The organism is Klebsiella planticola (genome assembly GCF_000783935.2).
In the GTDB taxonomy this organism is placed as follows: Bacteria; Pseudomonadota; Gammaproteobacteria; order Enterobacterales; family Enterobacteriaceae; genus Klebsiella; species Klebsiella planticola.
In genome coordinates this window covers 1288549-1308066 of the sequence record NZ_CP026047.1, presented here as the reverse complement: position 1 = coordinate 1308066, position 19518 = coordinate 1288549, and the positions used below count along the sequence as shown (strand labels likewise).

Here is a 19518-nt window from a genome sequence, read left to right as displayed (position 1 = left end):
GAAAACCTCCGCCGCGAGCTCTGGCGGACAGGATTATCAGTGAACCTGCGGGTCAGCCGGAGAGGCATTATTGCGAATCTCGGCGATATCCATGGCGTTGAAGAGATAATGATTGCCGCAGTAATCGCAGTGCATATCAATTTCCCCTTCGTCAGCGAGAATGCTGTCGATCTCTTCATCCGGCAGCGTTTTCAGCGCCCCGGCGCAGCGTTCGCGGGAACAGGTACATTTAAATTCCACATTCTGCGGATCGTACACGGTCACTTCTTCTTCGTGATACAGACGCCACAGGACGTCAGTGGCAGAGAGGGTGAACAGCTCCTCGGCTTTGATGGTCTCAGTGAGCGTAGCCAGATGTTCGAAATCATTGGCCTGGGTCTCTTGCGCCGGCATGACCTGAAGCAGCATGCCGCCCGCCATCGGTTTCCCTTCATGTTCGCCGGTGCGAATGATAAGGCGCGTCGGCAACTGTTCTGAGCGCTGGAAATAATCTTCCAGGCAAGCCGCCAGGGTGTCGCCTTCCAGACCGACCACGCCCTGATAGCGCTCACCTTCATCCGGTGAAATGGTGATGACCAGGTACCCGTTACCAACCAGCGTTTTCAGGTCCGCATCTTCCGGAATGTCGCCCTGAGTCCGCGCTACGCCGCGCAGCTGCTGCTGATTCGTCCCGTTGATAACCGCCAGAGACAGAGGACCATCGCCCTGCAGCTGCACGGTGATATCGCCGGCAAACTTCAGCGTGGCGGTCAGCAGGCTGGTGGCGACGAGCAGCTCTGCCAGCACGGTTTTGACCGGCTGCGGGTAGCTGTGGTTCGCCAGAATCTGTTCCAGGGTTTCCGAGACGGTAACCAGTTCACCGCGTACGGCATAGTTTTCAAACAGATAACGATGTAATTGATCGTGTTGAGTCATAATGGTCTCTCTTGCTGGCAACAGCGGTGCCTACAGGTATAGGCGGTTACTCACTGTCGCCGTGTTTAAATCTCATCAGGTCGCGGCGTTCTTTCTTGTCCGGACGTCTGTCGGGATGCGGCATGGTCAGCGCGTTCATTTTGCGCGCCAGCGCCATTTTCTCGCGTTTCTCGATGCTCTCTGCCGTCTCTTCATACAACGCGACGGCTTCACTGGCAGGTCGGCGCTGTTCCGTTATCCCTTTGACCAGCAGGGTACGTTCGTCGTTGCCCTGGCGTAGCGTCAGGGTGGCGCCCTGCTCAACGACTTTACCCGGCTTGCTGCGTTGGCCGTTGTAATGCACCTTGCCGCCTTCAATCATCTCGCGCGCCAGCGCACGGGTTTTATAAATGCGGGCTGCCCAAAGCCATTTGTCCAGCCTGACGGCTTCGACGGGCTTCTCTTTCATGGCCTCTCCTTTAGGGTCAGCGAAGGGATCAGGCGCCGGTAGTCGTTCAGTCCCGGATGGCGGGCATAGCTTTTTTCCGCCAGTCCGGAATCCGGATTCGTGACGCCCAGGCAGTAACGAATACCAAACTGAGCCGCGGCATCGAGAATCGCCTCGCTATCGTCAACAAAGAGCGTTTTGCGCGCATCGAAGCCGGTTTCTTCCGCTACCGCACGCCACAGACGCTGATCTTCTTTCGGATAACCAAATGTGTGGGTAGAAAGCAATAAATCAAGGTGTGCGTCGAGACCGGTATGTTCAAGCTTTACCGCCAGATTGTGCGGATGGGCGTTGGTCAGCAGGATGCGCCGCTTGCCGCTGGCCTTGAGGGCATCAAGGAACGGGACGGTATCTTCACGCAGCGCCGCTCGCGGCCCCTGCTCGCTGGTCATCGCACGAATATCCAAATTCAGGCGCTCGCTCCAGTAGTCCAGACAGTACCAGTTTAGCGTATGCTGCACCGCGTGATACTCCTGGTGCATCGCCTCTTTGGCCTCCTGCAGGTTGAGGCCACGTGCCGCCCCCCAGGTTTCCGGCACCAGCTTTTGCCAGAAAAAGTTGTCGAAGGCGAGGTCGAGCAGCGTGCCATCCATATCCAGCAGAACGGTATCAACCTCCTGCCAGGCGATATCAAAATGCATGGTGAGTCTCCAGCGAGGGGAAATGCGCGACAGGGTATCACACCCCGCCGCGTAGGGAATTACTCTTGATGTTCCGGCGAGGGGATGAGTACCGGATTCAGACAGCTTTCGTAGTATTTCTGAATATCTTCCATTCGCTGGCGATGACGCTGGTAGCGACGAATCGTCAGGATCCCGTGCCACGACATGCAGCCCAGCATGGTCAGCAGAAGCAGCGTCGTCCCCAGATAGCGCCACAGACCTGAACGGTCCGGAATGCGATGCAGGTTGATGTGCTGCGTGCCATTGGCATCGGTATAGAGATTGGTAACAATCCCCTCGGCGTGGAACGGCGTATGCATCAGCATTCTGGCCAGCCGCTGCAGTTCGCCCCACTGTTCATGCGCCGGATAGTCATACAAGCTGGTGGTCGGCCACGGCTGATTTACCAGATCGCTGCCTTCATCACTGACAATCAGGAAACCGCCGGGAGCCGGACTGTTAAGGGCCTGCGCTGCGCGTGAGGTCTCACGAATGACAAACGGTGCCGTTGAGGTGGTCACCAGATTTTCCAGCGACTCGGCGCTTACCGGGCGCAGCAGAACGTTGACGCCATCCAGCTTGCCCGAGTTGGCGCGTTTGGTCAGCGCTTCCCAGTTACGCGTATTGCCCAGGTTAACCAGCGCGTTTTTCAAACGGGTGCAGTCATCTTTTGCCGCGCACAGGTTGTTGGTTTTAATGACGATATCGCCAAAATCATCCAGCAGCACCATCCCTGATTTCTGAATCGCCGAGCGTAGCGCGGGGCTGACGTGCGAATCATCGTCCGGATCGGGATGTAGCTGGCGCTGCACGGATTGCATCAGCGCCGTGGCTTTGCTGACGACGTCGGACTCCGGGAGCGGTAGGGGAGGCGCGTCATTCCAGATGATCTGCGAGCAATCAAACGGCATAAACGGCGAGTTCTCTTTCGCCGTCCAGGTATCCGGCGAGTGGATATTGCAGGTTCCGGTACCTTTCAATCGCAGCGTATCGCCAAGACGAACCTGCGACTTCTCCAGTTGGGCGACGGTGGTCGCTTCAATGGTTTGCGCCCCTTTCAGCCACGAAAGCGTAAACTTAAACGGCATATTCAACGGTACGCTGGCCCACAGCATCACCACCACCAGCAGTGCGCCGGTGGCGATAATGGCGCTACGCAGCCAGTACTGAAGCGGGAAGTGTTTCACTTCATCGTGCAACGACAGAAAGCGGCCCTGGCGCACGACGTGACGGCTGAGATAGATATCGATATCCGTCTGCTGGCCGAGATCCTGGGCAATCCAGGGCTGCCAGTGGCGCGGATAGATCAGATCGATAATCCCCAGGGAGATATTATTGATATGCTCCTGGTCATTTTCGCCAAACAGACCCCAGCGTTTGGGCATCCCGCGCAGGCAGTGGATCTCCCGGAGCGCCGTTTTACGCGGCGGCGCGTAGATTCCCCACAGGCCCGCAGCCAGTAACAGCAGCCCGCCGAGCATTAGCCACGGGGTAAACACGTAGGGGCTTATCAGGCTGAAGTAAAACAGCAGGAACGAGGTGACGATAAAGATCGCTTCACGCAGCCCATCCGGCCGACTCAGCGCGTATTCCTCAGCCGTTTCCTGGCGAATACTTAACAGCTCGATCTGCTCGCTCTCTTCCCCGCGGATTGACGCCTGGGTTGACGACGCCCGTTCAAGGGCGTAACCGCGGCTCTCCTGCGGGTAGTCGCTGAGCGCGTGGCCATTGAGCGCAATGACCAGCGGCAGGCTGTCGGTGGGTATCAGCTCAACGCTATTTTCGTCATTGATATACTGCTCCCAGAAGGGCGGCAGATGCACCTCCACCGAGTCGAGGAAGTAGCGCCATTTGTTCGGGTCATCGGTGGTAATGCCATAGCGCGTAATGGCGCGGGTCACCGTGAAGACGGTATCGCTCTGCTGAGTGAGAGACAGTGCGGCAGGGGCAACGCTTGCCCCCGATGCCGGCATCTGTCGGGCGTGGTTGAGACCTTCAAGGTACTTTTCCACCGCGCGGCGTTCTTGCTCAGAAAGCTTGCGGGTGACGGCATCGCTAAAGGCATGCAGGAGGGGGAGGCGGCGACGTCTGGCATGCGATCGATACCACCACCCGATAAGCAATGCGCAGATTAGCAGAGCTGTGAAAGAAATCAGAAAGGTGCCCATGCCCATCCCATCGTAGTTATTCTTTTCTTACAGGTGTCTTTAGTTGCTTAACACTTTGCGTGAACCTGCAGTGTGCTCTCGGCAGATAGCGTATGTATACGGGAAAATTTATTGTGCGATACAGCAGCATACAAGCTTATCAAAATCGTTAAAATCCAGGAATCAGTAAATTCTCAAAAACATTTCAACCTATTGACTTTTTTATCTTTCTGATTCTCGTGTTTTGGGCGTGCAAGTTGCAACTATGTAAATAAGTGGCGAATTGAATTGCCGAAACCGTGCTGCGTATCGCACAATGACTTCTGGAATCACAGCATAGATCGATAACAATGAGCAAATCATTACAAAAACCCACCATTCTCAATGTTGAAACAGTAGCGCGTTCGCGTCTTTTTAATGTTGAAAGCGTGGACCTGGAATTCAGCAACGGCGTGCGTCGCGTTTATGAACGCATGCGCCCTTCGACGCGTGAAGCCGTGATGATTGTACCGATTGTCGATGACCATCTCATTCTGATTCGTGAATATGCCGTTGGCACCGAATCTTATGAGCTTGGGTTTTCTAAAGGGCTGATTGATCCGGGCGAAACCGTTATGGAAGCCGCGAACCGTGAGCTGAAAGAAGAGGTCGGTTTCGGCGCGAATAAGCTGACGTTCCTGAAAAAACTGAGCATGGCACCGTCCTATTTCTCCAGCAAGATGAATATCCTGGTGGCTGAAGATCTGTACCCGGAATCGCTGCCTGGCGATGAGCCGGAACCCTTACCGCAGGTACGCTGGCCGCTGTCGCAGCTGATGACGCTGTTGGATGATGAAGATTTTAATGAAGCGCGCAACGTCAGCGCCCTGTTTTTGGTCCGCGAGTGGCTGCAGGCTCAGGGACGCTTGTGACTGCCCGACGCCTTGCCAGACATCTGGCCTGCAACCATGGCCTGCAAACAGAAGCAGAAAAAAAGCGCCCGCAGGCGCTTTTTTTATCAGAACAATTCGTGGGTTTCACCGCCACCATCGGTGATCGTGGTCCCCACTTCATGCACCGCCTGATGGGTCGGCTGTGTGCCGTCAATGAAGTATTCGGCGCGGCTGTTACCACCGCTTGCCAACTGGCCGGTGCTGCGGTCGATATTGACCGTTACCACGCCAGGCGGCGGGGTTAATGGCTCTTCAGGTACGCCTTCCAGCACGCGTTTCATAAAGTCATCCCAGGCTGGCTGGGCGCTTTTGGCTCCCCCCTCATAGCCAGAGATCTGATCTTTAATCGCCCCGGATGCGGTGGTTCGCCCCAGATCGCGGCGGTGATCGTCAAAACCAATCCATACCGACGTCACGACACCCGGACCATAACCGGAGAACCACGCATCTTTTGAACTGTTGGTGGTCCCCGTTTTACCGCCGATATCGTGGCGCTGCAGATCGCGACCGGCGCGCCAGCCGGTCCCCATCCAGCCCGGTTCGCCGAAGATGTTACTGTTCAGGGCGCTTTTAATCAGGAATGACAGCGGCGTGCTGATCACATGCGGCGCGTATTCCGGGGCGCCGGTTTGCGCTACCAGCGCCTGGTTGACCTGTTCAAGCTCTGGCTGCGGCGGCAGCGCGGAGTTCTGCGGTGTTGCAGAGGTCGCGACATCTTCGACATCTTTATTTTCCAGCACGTCGGATTTCGGCGTATCGCCGTAAATTACCGGCAGGTTGCACTGCGGACAGGCAACTTTAGGCCGCTCTTCAAAGATCACGCCGCCCTGATCGGTCTCGATTTTGCTGATAAAGAACGGCGTTACCAGGAAGCCGCCGTTGGCCATCACCGAATAACCGCGCGCAACCTGCAGCGGCGTAAAGGATGCGGACCCCAGCGCCAGCGACTCGGTATGCACGATATTCCCCGCCGGGAAACCGAAACGCTGTAGATACTCCGCCGCGTAATCCACGCCCATGGCACGCATGGCGCGAACCATCACGACGTTCTTCGACTGCCCCAGTCCCTGACGCAAGCGAATCGGGCCGGCGTACTGCGGCGGGGAGTTTTTCGGCTGCCAGTCGGAACCTGCACCGGCGTCCCAACGGGAAATCGGCACATCGTTAAGCATACTGGCCAGCGTCAGGCCTTTATCCATCGCCGCAGTGTAGAGGAACGGCTTAATGTTTGAGCCTACCTGGCGCAGGGCCTGGGTCGCGCGGTTGAATTTACTTTGATTGAAGTCGAACCCGCCGACCAGGGCGATAATGGCGCCGTTCTGCGGGTTAATGGAAACCAACGCCGAGTTTACATCCGGTACCTGCGACAACCACCAGCTGTCGCCGACCTGACGGACCCAAACCTGCTGCCCGGACTGCAGGACATCGGTGACTTTCCGCGGAGTCGCTCCTTGCTGGGTATCGGAGATAAAGCGACGCGCCCAGCGGACGCCCTCCATGTTCAGCGTGACCGACGTTCCATTACTTAATAATGCGACCGCTTCCTGGGGATTTGCCGAGGTAATTACCGCCGGAGCAAGCGGCCCGTAGCCGGGCAGGCTTTTCAGCGATGCGATGATTTTCGCGTGATCCCAGGGCGTTTCGCCCACTTTCCACAGCACGTTGGCCGGGCCGCGGTAGCCATGGCGCATATCGTAATCCAGCACGTTATTGCGGACGGCCTGCTGAGCAGACTGCTGGTTTTTACGCGTGATAGTGGTGTAAACGCGATAGCCATCTTCATACGCCTGTTCGCCATAGCGGTTAACCATCTCCTGGCGGACCATTTCACTGAGATAAGGTGCCGAGAAGGCGATTTCCGGTGCGTGGTAGCGGGCGTCAATGGCTTCGTTGCGCGCCTGATCGTATTGCGTCTGCGTGATATAGCCTTCGCTCAGCATACGTGCCAGAACAACGTTACGACGCGCGGTCGCGCGGTCCATGGAATAGAGCGGGTTAAATGTAGATGGTGCTTTAGGCAGGCCAGCGATAACGGCCATTTCGCTCAGGCTAAGCTGGTCGATAGATTTACCAAAGTAAACCTGCGCCGCCGCGCCGACGCCATAGGCGCGGTAGCCGAGATAGATTTTATTCAGGTACAGCTCAAGGATTTCGTCTTTATTCAGCAACTGCTCGATGCGAATCGCCAGGAAGGCCTCTTTGATCTTACGCATCAGCGTCTTCTCTGGGCTCAGGAAGAAGTTACGCGCTAACTGCTGGGTGATCGTACTGGCGCCCTGTGAGGCATGGCCTGAGAACATGGCAACGCTGGCTGCACGAAAAATACCGACTGGATCGACGCCGTGATGCTCATAGAAACGACTATCTTCGGTGGCAATAAACGCTTTGATCAGCTCGGGCGGCATTTGCTGCAACGTGACGGGAATACGGCGTTTCTCGCCATACTGCGCAATAAGCTCACCATCCGCGCTATAGACCTGCATCGGGATCTGCAAACGCACATCCTTCAAGGTCGCGACGTCAGGGAGTTGCGGCTCAATATATTTATAGAGGCCAAAAACCGAGCCTGCTCCCAGCAGTACGCAACAGACTGCAAGGATCAATAGATACTTTACGAACTTCACCGGAGATTTCCCATTAAGTTTAATTTGGGCAGTTTATAAACAAACGCGCGGTAGTATAAAGGCAAGCCTGGTGCATTGATAGAGTCGAGCCGTAATGGCGGACAAGGAGATCGTAAGCATGGCTTTCAGCAACTGGCGAATCGGGATGCATATTCAACAGGACGCAATCGTGCTGGTCGCACTGCGCTATGCGCGTTCCCGCTGGGCGTTATGCCGCTGGTGGGATATCGAACTGGCGCCCGGCATCGTGCGTCATGGCATGGTGGTTGACGTGACTGCGCTGGCTGAACGGTTGCAGAGCTGGCGGCGGGAACTGCCTTTGCAACATCAGGTCAGCATTGCGTTTCCGGCCAGCCGAACGCTACAAAAGCAGCTGCCGCGTCCGCAGCTGTCTCTGAGCGACAGGGAGCGGGCAACCTGGATAGCCAGCGTGATGGCGCAACAGCTGGAGATGCCCGCCGCCTCGCTGTGCGTCGATTATTCCGCCGCGCCGGCAAATAACGCGTGGCGGGTGACGGCGGCACAACGCCTGGATATCGACGTTCTGCGTCAGCTCGCCGCCCGCCTGAAGCTGAGCATCGCAGGCATTGTACCGGATGCCAGCGCGCTGGCGGCGTTCCTCCCCTGGTTACCCTCTGGCTCGCAAGGCCTGGCGTGGCGCAACGAGCCTCATTGGCTATGGGCAACCCGGGAAGGCTGGGGCAGTTTGCCGTGCGCTGAAGCCTCTTCGTTTTCACAACTCTCCCGGCTTATCGATGCCCAATCACTCCAGCGCTGCGCCACGCGTTCTGGCGATGAGACCGCTTTTGACCCCTGGCGCGTGATTCATCGCCTGCAACCACCGCTGCCGAGCTGTGGAGACCGCTATGCCGTGGCGATTGCGCTGGCGTTAGGAGGGCGGTAACGATGACGACGGCGGTGAATTTTTTGCCATGGCGTGAAGCACGTCGCCGCCAGCAGCTGCGTGTCGCGCTGCTGTATGCGGTGGGGGTTCTACTGCTCTTGCTGACGATGGCTCAGGTTAACCGGGCTGAGCGTCACGCGGTTGAGGTGCTGGCGGCGGTGAGAACCGCGGCTGAAAACCAGCTCTGGTCCGCACTCCGTCAGCGCGAAAGCATGATGCTGGAGCGACAGCAGCAAGCACAGCGGCTGCGGCTGAGACAGCAAAGAAGGGCATTAACCGAGGCCTGGCGGCCCCGATTGCAGGCAATCGCCGCGCAACTACCGGAGCAGGCCTGGTTAACCCGGCTGGAGTATCAGCGCGATACCCTGATGTTGAGCGGTCTGGCGCTGAATCTTAATGCCGTGGCGGGGCTGGAAAAAGCGCTGGGTGCGGTTGCCGGGTTCAAACCGGCTAAAGCCGGTGAAACGCGCCGCGGTGAGTCGGGGCGCTGGCAGTTTCGCTTTTCCCTGAGCGGAGAGCACGCTGATGCAGGCACTCATTGAACGTGGAATGACGGCATTGTTTTCTCTGCGTGGCGGGCGGCTCGCGCTGCCGATTATTCTGGGGCTGCTCGTGGTGATTTTTTTTCGGCTGTCGGCTTCGCCTCCACCGACAGAAACCGACGGACATCTCCGGCTGCGTCAGCAGTGGCTTCGGTTAATGCCGCTGCAGACTGCCTTGCAAAATGTCCTTCCGGATGAGCAACAGCGCTCGCTGTTCTCGCCGGTTGCGCTGCCGGTATCAGGCGCCATGCTGGTGACCTGGCGCCCGTCGGGGCATGGCGGTGAGCTGCTGCTGGAGGCCAGCTGGCAGGCGGTCCCGCCGCTGTTTTCCTGGCTGGCGGAGTGCGGGATGCGCGTAACGGGCTTTTCGCTGCGTCCGGAAAAAGAGGCACTGCTGATGACGTTACAGCTGGAGGCCGAAGATGTGGGGTAAGGGTTGGCGCTTTCTATGGCTGTTGCCGCTTTCGCTACCATTGCTGGCCGGCGATCGCGATCCGTTTCTGCCTCCGGAGGATCGCTGCCAGACGGCACAGCTGGCGCAATGGCGCTATGGTGGCGCGGTCGGTCATCCGCAATATTGGGTGGGTTATTTACTGGACCATCGTAACCAATGGCTACGGGTGCGACAAGATGACGCTTTGCCGGGGGGCTGGCGAATCCATGTGCTGACGGCGGAGCGAATTGAAATAACAACAGGGCCTGGATGCGAACCTGCGCATTGGGAATGGCTGCGGGAAAAAGGAGCAAAAAATGATGCGATGGATAAGCCTGCTGTTTCTACTGTTGCCAGCGCTAGCGGCGGCAAAAAATGAGCAACTCGTGTCGCTGGTGGTTGATGATGTGCCGGTAGCCCAGGTGCTGCAAACGCTGGCCGAGATGCAGCAAAAAAATCTGGTCGTAGCGCCTGACGTCAGCGGTACGGTGTCGCTTCATCTGAAAAACGTTCCCTGGCAGCAGGCATTGCGCGCGGTGATTGATAGCGCCGGGCTGATGTATAACCAGCAGGGCACGGTCCTGCATGTGCATACGCTGGGCTGGCAAAATGCGCGGCAGGCGCAACAAGAGGCGGCGCGCGCGAAGCAATTGCAGAATCTGCCTTTGCAAAGGCATAGCGTGATGCTGCAGCATGCCGATGCGAGCGAGCTGGCAAAGTCCGGGGACAAATTGCTCAGCGCCCGGGGCAGCCTGACGGTGGATAAACGCACCAATCGACTGTTCATTCACGACGATGCCGCGCATCTGTCGACGTTGACAGCGTGGGCCCAGGAGATGGATCTGCCGGTCGGTCAGGTCGAACTGGCGGCACATATCGTCTCGATGAGTGAAACCAGCCTGCGTGAACTGGGGGTGAAATGGAGCATGGCCGAAGCCAGCAGCGCGCCGGGTTCCGGTAAGCTGACGACCTTAAGCAGCCATCAGGCGGTGAACGATGCCAGCACTCGCGTGGGGTTTAATATCGGCCGCCTGAGCGGGCGATTGCTGGAGCTGGAGCTTTCGGCGCTGGAGCAAAAACAGCAGGTGGAAATCATCGCCAGCCCGCGTTTGCTGGCTTCTCATATGCAGCCTGCCAGCATCAAGCAGGGTAGCGAAATTCCCTATCAGGTCTCCAGCAGGGAAAGCGGCGCAACATCGGTTGAGTTTAAAGAGGCGGTTCTGGGAATGGAGGTCACGCCAACGGTTCTGCAACAGAATCGCGTGCGCCTGAAGCTACGTATTACTGAGAATACGCCAGGTCAGGTTCTGAAGCAGGAAAACGGCGAAGCGTTGGCTATCGATAAACAGGAAATTGAGACGCAGGTTGAAGTTAAAAGCGGCGAAACGCTGGCTCTGGGCGGAATCTTTTCGCAAAAAAAGAAATCTGCCCGCGACAGTATTCCGCTACTGGGTGACATTCCGCTGCTCGGCCAGCTGTTTCGTCGCGACGGTAAAGATAACGAACGGCGCGAACTGGTTGTCTTCATTACCCCACGAATTCTGGCAGTGCATTAAGCGGTTTTTCTTGCTAAACACGTTTCAGGTGTTTGACGTGAGGACGGATTTAGCATACAAGGGGTACCGATTTGAGAGTCGGGTTCGGCATCAATCCTCCCTTTTTGTCCGGTGATTTATCCACACGATCATTCAGGATGCGTCGAGGCGGTAAGCTGGTTTACCCCCAGAAACATAGATAACTATGCACCTGGAGGCGGATAAGTGCAGCCGACGGCGAGGTAGTTTGAATAATGACGAGTATATTCAGTTGCCAAACCTGCCTGAGTATTGAGATAATTTTTAGTCTGACTCTCGCTCTATTGCATATGAGGTTTCAGTTCATGTCCTGCTGCGCTGGGTATTCGCGAAGCGGGTTTACCATTAACGAATAGTCTTAGTAGTACCGAAAAAATGGCAGAGAAACGCAATATCTTTCTGGTTGGGCCTATGGGTGCCGGCAAAAGCACTATTGGGCGCCAGTTAGCCCAACAGCTCAATATGGAATTTTACGATTCTGATCAAGAGATTGAGAAACGCACTGGCGCAGATGTGGGCTGGGTTTTCGATGTCGAAGGTGAAGACGGCTTCCGCGACCGTGAAGAAAAGATCATCAATGAGTTGACGGAAAAACAGGGAATTGTGCTGGCGACTGGCGGCGGCTCTGTGAAATCCCGTGAAACGCGTAACCGTCTCTCCGCCCGCGGCGTGGTGGTGTACCTGGAAACAACGATCGAAAAGCAGCTTGCCCGTACGCAGCGCGATAAAAAGCGTCCTCTATTACAAGTTGAAGCGCCGCCTCGCGAAGTTCTTGAAGCGTTGGCCGACGAACGCAACCCACTGTATGAAGAGATTGCTGACGTCACTATCCGTACCGACGATCAGAGCGCAAAAGTAGTGGCAAACCAGATTATTCATATGCTGGAAAGCAATTGATTCTGGCTTAATAAAGAGCGTCAGAGTAAAAAGCAACTGAGGTGGACGTCGCGTTATGGAGAGGCTTACTGTAACCCTCGGGGAACGTAGTTACCCGATTACCATCGCGGCTGGTTTGTTTAACGATCCAGCTTCCTTCCAGCCACTGAAATCAGGCGACCAGGTTATGCTGGTCACCAATGAAACGCTGGCGCCGCTTTATCTGGATAACGTTCGCTCTGTACTGGAGCAGGCGGGGGTTAACGTAGATAGCGTCATTCTACCCGACGGCGAGCAGTACAAAAGCCTGACGGTGATGGACTCCGTCTTTACCGCTTTACTGCAAAAACCGCACGGCCGTGACACCACTCTGGTGGCGCTCGGCGGTGGCGTGGTCGGTGATCTAACCGGCTTTGCTGCGGCTAGCTATCAGCGCGGCGTGCGTTTTATCCAGGTTCCAACCACCCTGCTGTCGCAGGTGGACTCTTCGGTCGGCGGTAAGACGGCCGTCAATCACCCTCTTGGTAAAAACATGATTGGTGCCTTCTGGCAGCCGGTTTCCGTGGTCGTCGATCTCAACTGTCTTAAGACGTTGCCGGCCCGTGAACTCTCTTCCGGACTGGCCGAAGTGATCAAGTACGGCATTATCCTCGACGGTGAATTCTTCAGCTGGCTGGAAAGCAATATCGATGCGCTGATGGCGCTTGATGAGAAGGCGATGGCGTACTGTATTCGTCGTTGCTGTGAGCTGAAAGCCGAAGTTGTTGCTGCCGACGAGCGCGAAACCGGGTTACGTGCTTTACTCAATCTTGGGCATACTTTTGGTCATGCTATTGAAGCCGAAATGGGCTACGGTAACTGGCTACACGGTGAAGCCGTTGCTGCCGGTATGGTGATGGCTGCGCATACGTCCGAGCGATTAGGGCAGTTCAGCGCACAGGATACACAGCGTATCGTGACGCTGCTGCAGCGTGCGGGCTTGCCGGTACGTGGGCCGCAGGAGATGACTGCGCAGGCGTATCTGCCCCACATGATGCGTGATAAAAAGGTGCTGGCAGGCGAGATGCGGCTGGTGCTACCGCTGGCAATAGGGAAAAGCGAAGTTCGCGGCGGAGTGTCGCATGATGTAGTTCTTGGCGCGATTGCTGATACACAGCTAGCGCAACAATAAGAAGGTCTAGCCGCGTCCGCGCGGCGTTATCATTTCAGGTGACATGCAATAGTCGTGAGCATAAGCCTTTTAGTGGGGTGTTAAATGGATGAATTAAAACCAGAAGATGATCTGAAAGCCGATCGCAGCGATCGTCGTACTGGTCGTTCCCGTCAATCTTCCGAGCGCGATAGCGATCCGCAGATCAATTTTGATGATGTCGATCTTGATGCGGACGACAGCCGTCCGACGCGCGCCAGCAAAGCACGCCGTGAGCGCGATGAAGAAGAGTATGAAGCGGACGTAGAGTCTGAAGAAGACGAAGAGTCCGAAGAGCAGCAGGTTGAGCGTCGTCCGCGCAAGCGTAAGAAAGCGCCCGCGAAGCCAGCCTCCCGCCAATATATTATGATGGGGGTGGGGATTCTCGTGCTGCTGCTGCTGATCGTCGGCATTGGCTCTGCACTGAAGTCGCCATCCTCTTCCAGTGAACAAACCGCGTCAGGCGAGAAGAGCATTAACCTGTCAGGCGATCAGTCTGACAATGGACAGTCTGGCAATGGCCAGCCTGCCGCTCAGGACCAGACAACGGCAAACAACGCGCAGCAGGATGTTTCTCTGCCGCCGATCGCCTCTAACCCGACTCAGGGCCAGACTGCCGCTGAGCCGCAGGGACAGCAGCGTGTTGAAGTACAGGGCGATCTGAATAATGCCTTGACTCAGCAGCAGGGCCAGATTGACAGCGCCGTAGCGAACTCTACGCTGCCGACTGAACCGGCAACCGTTGCTCCTGTCCGTAATGGCGCCGCCCCGCGTCAGGCAACAACTGAACGTCAGACTGCCGCCGCTCCGCGTCCGGTAGAGCGTAAGCATACGGTGATAGAGCCGAAACCAGTGGCGAAAGCCCCGGTTGAAGCGAAACCGGTTCAGCCGAAGCGTGTTGAAAGCACTGCCGCGGCCGCGCCGGTGAAAGCGCCTGTTACTCAGCCGAGCAAACCTGTTGCCACCGCACAGACAACTAAGCCGGCTCCGACGACAACGACAACGACAACGACAACCGCGACCGCACCAGCGGCTACCGCTGCGGCGACGGCGGCTCCGGCTGCGACTGCCGGGGGTAAAACTGCCGGTGATGTCAGCTCGATGAAAGCGGCGCCGTCGGGTAACTACACTCTGCAACTCAGCAGCTCCTCCAACTACAACAACCTGAATAGCTGGGCGAAGAAAGAGAAGCTGGATAAATATGTCGTCTACGAGACCACGCGTAACGGTCAGCCATGGTATGTACTGGTCAGCGGTATCTACGCTTCGAAAGATGAAGCGAAGCGTGCTGTTGCCACTCTGCCAGCGGATGTGCAGGCGAAAAACCCGTGGGCGAAACCGCTGCATCAGGTTCAGGCTGATCTGAAGTAAGTGCGGTGTAGTCTTAAGCGCAGGGTGCTGTCGGAGCTTTCTCCACAGCCGGAGAATGTGGTAATTAGTTAGGCAGCATGAAAAAGAATCGCGCTTTTCTGAAATGGGCAGGGGGGAAATACCCCCTGCTTGACGATATAAAGAAACACTTGCCGCAAGGCGATTGTCTGATTGAGCCCTTTGTGGGCGCAGGGTCGGTATTTCTGAATACCGACTTTTCTCGTTATATTCTGGCGGACATCAACAGCGACCTGATCGGTCTTTACAACATCGTTAAATTGCAGACGGATGAGTATGTTGCGGCGGCGCGTGAAATGTTTACGCCCGAGAATAACGCGGCAGAGCAGTACTATCAGTTCCGTACTGAATTCAATCAAAGTCAGGATCCGCTGCGTCGTGCGGTGTTGTTCCTGTATCTGAACCGCCATGGTTACAATGGCCTGTGTCGCTATAATCTGCGCGGCGAATTTAACGTACCGTTCGGCCGTTATAAGAAGCCCTACTTCCCGGAAGCTGAGCTGTATCATTTTGCCCAGAAGGCGCAGAATGCGTACTTCTACTGCGAGTCGTATGCCGACAGCATGGCGCGCGCGGACGGTTCTTCGGTGGTCTATTGCGATCCTCCGTATGCGCCATTGTCGTCTACCGCCAATTTTACGGCCTATCATACGAACAGCTTTAACGCCGAGCAGCAGGCCCATCTGGCGCAGCTGGCGGAGAACCTGCTGGAACAGCGGGTTCCGGTTCTGATTTCCAACCACGATACCGCGCTCACGCGCGAATGGTATCGTCAGGCTAAACTGCATGTCGTCAAAGTTCGACGCAGTATCAGCAGCAACGGTGGTACACGAAAGAAGGTGGACGAGCTTCTGGCTCTTTACCGTCCGCCCAAGACTAAATAATTTCAAGGAGATGCGGATGAAGCAGTATTTGATTGCCCCTTCGATTCTGTCGGCTGATTTTGCCCGCCTGGGCGAGGATACCGCCAAAGCGCTGGCTGCAGGTGCGGACGTTGTGCACTTTGACGTGATGGACAACCACTACGTGCCGAATCTGACCATCGGCCCTATGGTGCTGAAAGCACTACGCAACTATGGCATCACCGCCCCGATCGACGTGCACCTGATGGTGAAACCGGTCGACCGCATCATCCCTGATTTCGCCGCGGCGGGCGCCAGCATTATCACCTTCCATCCGGAAGCCTCTGAGCACGTTGATCGCAGCCTGCAGCTTATCAAAGAACATGGCTGTAAAGCCGGTCTGGTGTTTAACCCGGCCACGCCGCTGAGTTACCTTGATTATGTGATGGATAAGCTGGACGTTATCCTGCTGATGTCCGTTAACCCAGGTTTCGGCGGCCAGTCCTTCATCCCCCAGACGCTGGATAAACTGCGCGAAGTGCGCCAGCGCATCGATGCGTCGGGTTATGACATTCGTCTGGAAGTCGACGGCGGCGTGAAGGTCAGCAATATTGCGGACATTGCGGCGGCAGGTGCAGATATGTTTGTTGCCGGCTCCGCGATATTCGACCGTCCTGACTACAAGGAGGTTATTGATCAAATGCGTAGTGAATTAGCAAAGGTTAGTCATGGATAAATTACACTCTGTTCGCGGTGTCGCCTTTGACCTTGACGGCACGCTGGTCGACAGCGCACCGGGTTTGACGGCTGCGGTTGATAGCGCGCTCTATGCGCTGGAGCTGCCGATGGCGGGCGAGGCGCGCGTCGTAACCTGGATCGGCAACGGTGCGGATGTTCTGATGGAGCGGGCCCTGAGCTGGGCGCGTCAGGAACGCGCAACCCAGCGTGCTGCAATGGGGAAACCCTCCGTCGATCATGACGATATTCCACGGGCAGAGCAGCTGATGGTGCTGCGTAAGCTGTTCGATCGCTACTATGCTGAAGCGGCGGAAGAAGGCAGTTTTCTGTTCCCGGCAGTGGCTGATACGCTTGGCGCACTACATGCGAAAGGCCTGCCGCTGGCGCTGGTGACCAACAAGCCGACGCCGTTCGTTGCGCCAATTCTGGCAGCGTTGGATATCGCGAAATATTTTACGGTCGTCATCGGTGGCGATGATGTGAAGAATAAAAAACCACATCCGGATCCGCTGCTGCTTGTGGCGCAGAAGCTGGGTCTGGCGCCTGCTGAGCTGCTGTTCGTTGGTGATTCACGTAATGATATTCAGGCGGCTAAAGCCGCTGGCTGCAGCTCTGTCGGACTGACCTACGGGTATAACTACGGCGAGTCGATCGCGCTTAGCGAACCGGACTACATCTTCGACCAATTTAATGAACTCTTGCCCGCTCTCGGGCTACCGTACAGTGAAACTCAGGAATTGAAAAATGACTAAGCCCATCGTTTTTAGTGGCGCACAGCCCTCAGGTGAATTGACCATTGGCAACTATATGGGTGCGCTGCGTCAATGGGTGAGCATGCAGGATGATTATCACTGCATCTACTGCATCGTGGATTTGCATGCCATCACCGCGCGTCAGGATCCTGAGAAACTGCGTAAAGCGACGCTGGATACTCTGGCGCTTTACCTGGCATGTGGTATCGACCCGGAGAAAAGCACCATCTTCGTTCAGTCGCACGTGCCGGAACACGCACAGCTGGGCTGGGCGCTGAACTGCTACACCTATTTCGGTGAACTGAGCCGGATGACTCAGTTCAAAGACAAATCTGCGCGCTATTCGGAAAACATTAACGCCGGTCTGTTTGACTATCCGGTGCTGATGGCGGCGGACATTCTGCTGTATCAGACCAACCAGGTTCCGGTTGGCGAAGATCAGAAACAGCACCTGGAGCTGAGCCGCGATATCGCGCAGCGCTTCAACGCCCTTTACGGCGAGGTGTTTAAAGTGCCTGAGCCGTTTATTCCTGCATCCGGTGCCCGCGTGATGTCCCTGCTTGAACCGACAAAGAAAATGTCCAAGTCAGACGACAATCGCAATAACGTGATCGGTCTGCTGGAAGACCCGAAATCGGTGGTGAAAAAGATCAAGCGCGCCGTGACGGACTCCGATGAGCCGCCTGTTGTCCGCTATGACCAGCAGAATAAAGCCGGTGTCTCCAACCTGCTGGATATTCTTTCCGGGGTTACCGGTCAGAGCATCGCGGAGCTGGAGCAGCATTTCGAAGGCAAAATGTATGGTCACCTGAAAGGCGAAGTGGCTGATGCGGTGTCCGGTATGCTGCTGGAGCTGCAGGAGCGCTATAACCGCTTCCGTAACGACGAAGCGTTCCTCAATCAGGTGATGAAAGACGGGGCTGAAAAAGCCAGCGCTCGTGCGTCGCAAACGCTGAAAGCAGTCTATGAAGCCATTGGTTTTGTGGCTAAGCCGTAAGCGATAGCCGGGCGATAAACAGAAAAGGGCGGGGAAATCCCGCCCTTTTGCATGTTAAGCGTATGCGACGTTTGCCGGTCAGTTTCTCAGCATTCGCGAGCTGAACCCGGAACGTCAGTATCAGTGATGTGAGAACCAGTTCAGCTTGTCGCGCAGGCTGACCACGCGGCCAACGATAATCAGCGCCGGGCTGGCCATCTGCTGCGCCAGAATATCCAGCTGATCTAAGGTGCCGGCGACCACTCTTTGGCTGACCGCCGTACCGTTTTCAACGATAGCCGCGGGCATATCCGCCGCCATGCCGTGAGCAATCAGGTTCTCACGGATAGCAGAGGCCTGGTTCAGCCCCATATAAAACACCAGCGTCTGCTTCTCTACCGCCAGGTTTTCCCAATCCAGCTCGCCGCCGGTCTTCAGATGGCCGGTGATCAGGCGGACGCCCTGGGCGAAATCGCGATGGGTCAACGGGATACCTGAATAGGCGGAACAGCCTGAAGCCGCGGTAATTCCTGGCACCACCGAGAAGGGGATTCCGGCGTTGCACAGGGTTTCCAGCTCTTCGCCGCCGCGGCCAAAAATAAAGGGATCACCGCCTTTCAGGCGCACCACGCGACGTCCGTTCTGCGCCTCGCGCAGCAGGATCTGGTTAATCTCTTCCTGGGGTACGCAGTGATAGCCCGCGCGTTTGCCGACGAAAATCCGATCGGCGTCGCGACGTACCAGATTCATAATGTCGTCAGAAACCAGACGGTCATACACCACGACGTCCGCCTGCTGAATCTGCTGGAGCCCTTTGAGGGTCAGCAGCCCGGCATCGCCGGGACCGGCGCCGACCAGCACCACTTCGCCACGATGATCCAGCGGCTCCGTTAACAGTTGCTCGGTAGTATCGGCAACGGCCTGGCGGTCTTCATTGGCCAGCGATTGCGCCAGACGGTCGTTGACGAACAACTTTTCCCAGAAACGTCGACGTTCGCCGACCGTCGCAAACTGTTTTTTCACCCGCGAACGCAGCTGGCCGGCATAGTGGGCCAGCTGGCCTAAGTGGAGCGGCAGAATCGACTCCAGCTTTTCCCGCAGCAGCCGCGCCAGCACCGGTGAGGTACCGCCAGAGGAGACGGCGACCATCAGCGGCGAGCGGTCAATGATCGACGGCATAATAAAACTGGCCTGCTGCGGCGCATCCACCACGTTACAGAATATCCGCCGTGCCTCTGCCGCGTCGCTGACCCGCTGATTGACATCCTCATCGTCGGTGGCGGCGATGGCCAGCCAGCAGGTGTCGAGAAGCGCCGGGTTAAACGGCGCTTGCACCAGGGTCAGCATCTGCGAATCAGCCCACGCATGGAACTGCGGCGAGAACACCAGCGCGTTGACCGTGACTCTGGCGCCGGCATCAAGCAGCAGGCGTGCCTTGCGTTCGGCAACATCACCGCCGCCGACCAGTAAGCAGTCGCGGCCGCGCAGCTGACAGAAAATAGGTAAGTGATCCACGGAACATCCTCGCAGCAAGCA

General features: G+C 56.7%; 19 protein-coding genes. 13 read left to right on the top strand and 6 right to left on the bottom strand.

Annotated features, from left to right (window positions below; all coding sequences use genetic code 11):
* Positions 1 to 36: 36 nt before the first annotated feature.
* Genes hslO through MC50_RS06435 form a run of 4 tightly spaced genes read right to left on the bottom strand, consistent with a single transcriptional unit; the run spans position 37 to position 4232 of the window.
* Positions 37 to 915: an Hsp33 family molecular chaperone HslO gene (gene hslO, locus MC50_RS06450; RefSeq protein ID WP_032690448.1), complete on the bottom strand. Its 879-nt coding sequence runs from the start codon at positions 913 to 915 to the stop codon at positions 37 to 39.
* A 46-nt stretch (positions 916 to 961) separates the two neighbouring features.
* A complete protein-coding gene (hslR, locus tag MC50_RS06445; RefSeq protein WP_032690449.1) occupies positions 962 to 1363 on the bottom strand; it encodes a ribosome-associated heat shock protein Hsp15 in 402 nt (133 codons plus the stop codon).
* Positions 1360 to 2043 carry a GMP/IMP nucleotidase gene (yrfG, locus tag MC50_RS06440; protein ID WP_047663539.1) on the bottom strand — a complete coding sequence of 228 codons (684 nt, stop codon included), beginning with the start codon at positions 2041 to 2043 and terminating at the stop codon, positions 1360 to 1362. Before yrfG ends, hslR begins: the two co-directional genes overlap by 4 nt.
* A gap of 59 nt (positions 2044 to 2102) precedes the next feature.
* Positions 2103 to 4232, bottom strand: coding sequence for an intracellular growth attenuator family protein (locus MC50_RS06435; protein WP_032690451.1), 2130 nt, complete (start codon positions 4230 to 4232; stop codon positions 2103 to 2105).
* A 329-nt stretch (positions 4233 to 4561) separates the two neighbouring features.
* Between MC50_RS06435 and nudE the strand changes: the two genes are divergently transcribed.
* Positions 4562 to 5122, top strand: a complete 561-nt coding sequence (gene nudE, locus MC50_RS06430) for an ADP compounds hydrolase NudE (RefSeq protein ID WP_032690452.1) — start codon at positions 4562 to 4564, stop codon at positions 5120 to 5122.
* Positions 5123 to 5208: 86 nt separating this feature from the next.
* On the opposite strand, the gene mrcA is transcribed toward nudE, so the two are convergent.
* Positions 5209 to 7767, bottom strand: coding sequence for a peptidoglycan glycosyltransferase/peptidoglycan DD-transpeptidase MrcA (mrcA, locus tag MC50_RS06425; protein ID WP_032690453.1), 2559 nt, complete (start codon positions 7765 to 7767; stop codon positions 5209 to 5211).
* A 118-nt stretch (positions 7768 to 7885) separates the two neighbouring features.
* Between mrcA and MC50_RS06420 the strand changes: the two genes are divergently transcribed.
* The 12 genes from MC50_RS06420 to trpS all read left to right on the top strand — a co-directional run bounded on the left by MC50_RS06420 (position 7886) and on the right by trpS (position 18003).
* Positions 7886 to 8671 carry a type IV pilus biogenesis protein PilM gene (locus tag MC50_RS06420; RefSeq protein WP_047663538.1) on the top strand — a complete coding sequence of 262 codons (786 nt, stop codon included), beginning with the start codon at positions 7886 to 7888 and terminating at the stop codon, positions 8669 to 8671.
* Between the two features lie 2 nt (positions 8672 to 8673).
* Positions 8674 to 9213 carry a PilN domain-containing protein gene (locus MC50_RS06415; protein WP_032690455.1) on the top strand — a complete coding sequence of 180 codons (540 nt, stop codon included), beginning with the start codon at positions 8674 to 8676 and terminating at the stop codon, positions 9211 to 9213.
* Complete coding sequence (locus tag MC50_RS06410; RefSeq protein WP_032690456.1) at positions 9197 to 9646, top strand: HofO family protein; 450 nt, start codon at positions 9197 to 9199, stop codon at positions 9644 to 9646. The genes MC50_RS06415 and MC50_RS06410 overlap by 17 nt, the downstream gene beginning before the upstream one ends.
* Entirely contained in the window at positions 9636 to 10025 is a 390-nt protein-coding gene (locus tag MC50_RS06405) for a HofP DNA utilization family protein (RefSeq protein ID WP_032690457.1), read from the top strand. The genes MC50_RS06410 and MC50_RS06405 overlap by 11 nt, the downstream gene beginning before the upstream one ends.
* Positions 9964 to 11202 carry a DNA uptake porin HofQ gene (hofQ, locus tag MC50_RS06400; RefSeq protein ID WP_047663537.1) on the top strand — a complete coding sequence of 413 codons (1239 nt, stop codon included), beginning with the start codon at positions 9964 to 9966 and terminating at the stop codon, positions 11200 to 11202. The genes MC50_RS06405 and hofQ overlap by 62 nt, the downstream gene beginning before the upstream one ends.
* A gap of 393 nt (positions 11203 to 11595) precedes the next feature.
* Positions 11596 to 12117 carry a shikimate kinase AroK gene (gene aroK, locus MC50_RS06385; protein WP_004868452.1) on the top strand — a complete coding sequence of 174 codons (522 nt, stop codon included), beginning with the start codon at positions 11596 to 11598 and terminating at the stop codon, positions 12115 to 12117.
* A gap of 55 nt (positions 12118 to 12172) precedes the next feature.
* Entirely contained in the window at positions 12173 to 13267 is a 1095-nt protein-coding gene (gene aroB, locus MC50_RS06380; RefSeq protein WP_004868451.1) for a 3-dehydroquinate synthase, read from the top strand.
* Between the two features lie 84 nt (positions 13268 to 13351).
* Positions 13352 to 14656 carry a cell division protein DamX gene (gene damX / locus MC50_RS06375; protein ID WP_047663536.1) on the top strand — a complete coding sequence of 435 codons (1305 nt, stop codon included), beginning with the start codon at positions 13352 to 13354 and terminating at the stop codon, positions 14654 to 14656.
* Between the two features lie 77 nt (positions 14657 to 14733).
* Positions 14734 to 15558, top strand: a complete 825-nt coding sequence (gene dam, locus MC50_RS06370; protein WP_032690461.1) for an adenine-specific DNA-methyltransferase — start codon at positions 14734 to 14736, stop codon at positions 15556 to 15558.
* 16 nt (positions 15559 to 15574) lie between these two features.
* A complete protein-coding gene (rpe, locus tag MC50_RS06365; RefSeq protein ID WP_004868444.1) occupies positions 15575 to 16252 on the top strand; it encodes a ribulose-phosphate 3-epimerase in 678 nt (225 codons plus the stop codon).
* Complete coding sequence (gene gph, locus MC50_RS06360) at positions 16245 to 17006, top strand: phosphoglycolate phosphatase (protein ID WP_032696894.1); 762 nt, start codon at positions 16245 to 16247, stop codon at positions 17004 to 17006. The genes rpe and gph overlap by 8 nt, the downstream gene beginning before the upstream one ends.
* The gene (gene trpS, locus MC50_RS06355; protein WP_032696893.1) at positions 16999 to 18003 is read left to right on the top strand and encodes a tryptophan--tRNA ligase; all 1005 of its coding nucleotides are present in this window, start codon (positions 16999 to 17001) and stop codon (positions 18001 to 18003) included. The genes gph and trpS overlap by 8 nt, the downstream gene beginning before the upstream one ends.
* A 120-nt stretch (positions 18004 to 18123) precedes the next feature.
* Here trpS and cysG read toward each other — a convergent pair whose 3' ends face one another.
* Positions 18124 to 19497 carry a siroheme synthase CysG gene (gene cysG, locus MC50_RS06350; RefSeq protein WP_032690464.1) on the bottom strand — a complete coding sequence of 458 codons (1374 nt, stop codon included), beginning with the start codon at positions 19495 to 19497 and terminating at the stop codon, positions 18124 to 18126.
* Positions 19498 to 19518: the final 21 nt, after the last annotated feature.

What these genes read in the sequence shown, in the direction of transcription:
- hslO (WP_032690448.1), bottom strand. Translation starts at nt 915, where the DNA reads ATGACTCAACACGATCAATTACATCGTTATCTGTTTGAAAACTATGCC.
- hslR (WP_032690449.1), bottom strand. Translation starts at nt 1,363, where the DNA reads ATGAAAGAGAAGCCCGTCGAAGCCGTCAGGCTGGACAAATGGCTTTGG.
- yrfG (WP_047663539.1), bottom strand. Translation starts at nt 2,043, where the DNA reads ATGCATTTTGATATCGCCTGGCAGGAGGTTGATACCGTTCTGCTGGAT.
- MC50_RS06435 (WP_032690451.1), bottom strand. Translation starts at nt 4,232, where the DNA reads ATGGGCACCTTTCTGATTTCTTTCACAGCTCTGCTAATCTGCGCATTG.
- nudE (WP_032690452.1), top strand. Translation starts at nt 4,562, where the DNA reads ATGAGCAAATCATTACAAAAACCCACCATTCTCAATGTTGAAACAGTA.
- MC50_RS06420 (WP_047663538.1), top strand. Translation starts at nt 7,886, where the DNA reads ATGGCTTTCAGCAACTGGCGAATCGGGATGCATATTCAACAGGACGCA.
- MC50_RS06415 (WP_032690455.1), top strand. Translation starts at nt 8,674, where the DNA reads ATGACGACGGCGGTGAATTTTTTGCCATGGCGTGAAGCACGTCGCCGC.
- MC50_RS06410 (WP_032690456.1), top strand. Translation starts at nt 9,197, where the DNA reads ATGCAGGCACTCATTGAACGTGGAATGACGGCATTGTTTTCTCTGCGT.
- MC50_RS06405 (WP_032690457.1), top strand. Translation starts at nt 9,636, where the DNA reads ATGTGGGGTAAGGGTTGGCGCTTTCTATGGCTGTTGCCGCTTTCGCTA.
- hofQ (WP_047663537.1), top strand. Translation starts at nt 9,964, where the DNA reads ATGATGCGATGGATAAGCCTGCTGTTTCTACTGTTGCCAGCGCTAGCG.
- aroK (WP_004868452.1), top strand. Translation starts at nt 11,596, where the DNA reads ATGGCAGAGAAACGCAATATCTTTCTGGTTGGGCCTATGGGTGCCGGC.
- aroB (WP_004868451.1), top strand. Translation starts at nt 12,173, where the DNA reads ATGGAGAGGCTTACTGTAACCCTCGGGGAACGTAGTTACCCGATTACC.
- damX (WP_047663536.1), top strand. Translation starts at nt 13,352, where the DNA reads ATGGATGAATTAAAACCAGAAGATGATCTGAAAGCCGATCGCAGCGAT.
- dam (WP_032690461.1), top strand. Translation starts at nt 14,734, where the DNA reads ATGAAAAAGAATCGCGCTTTTCTGAAATGGGCAGGGGGGAAATACCCC.
- rpe (WP_004868444.1), top strand. Translation starts at nt 15,575, where the DNA reads ATGAAGCAGTATTTGATTGCCCCTTCGATTCTGTCGGCTGATTTTGCC.
- gph (WP_032696894.1), top strand. Translation starts at nt 16,245, where the DNA reads ATGGATAAATTACACTCTGTTCGCGGTGTCGCCTTTGACCTTGACGGC.
- trpS (WP_032696893.1), top strand. Translation starts at nt 16,999, where the DNA reads ATGACTAAGCCCATCGTTTTTAGTGGCGCACAGCCCTCAGGTGAATTG.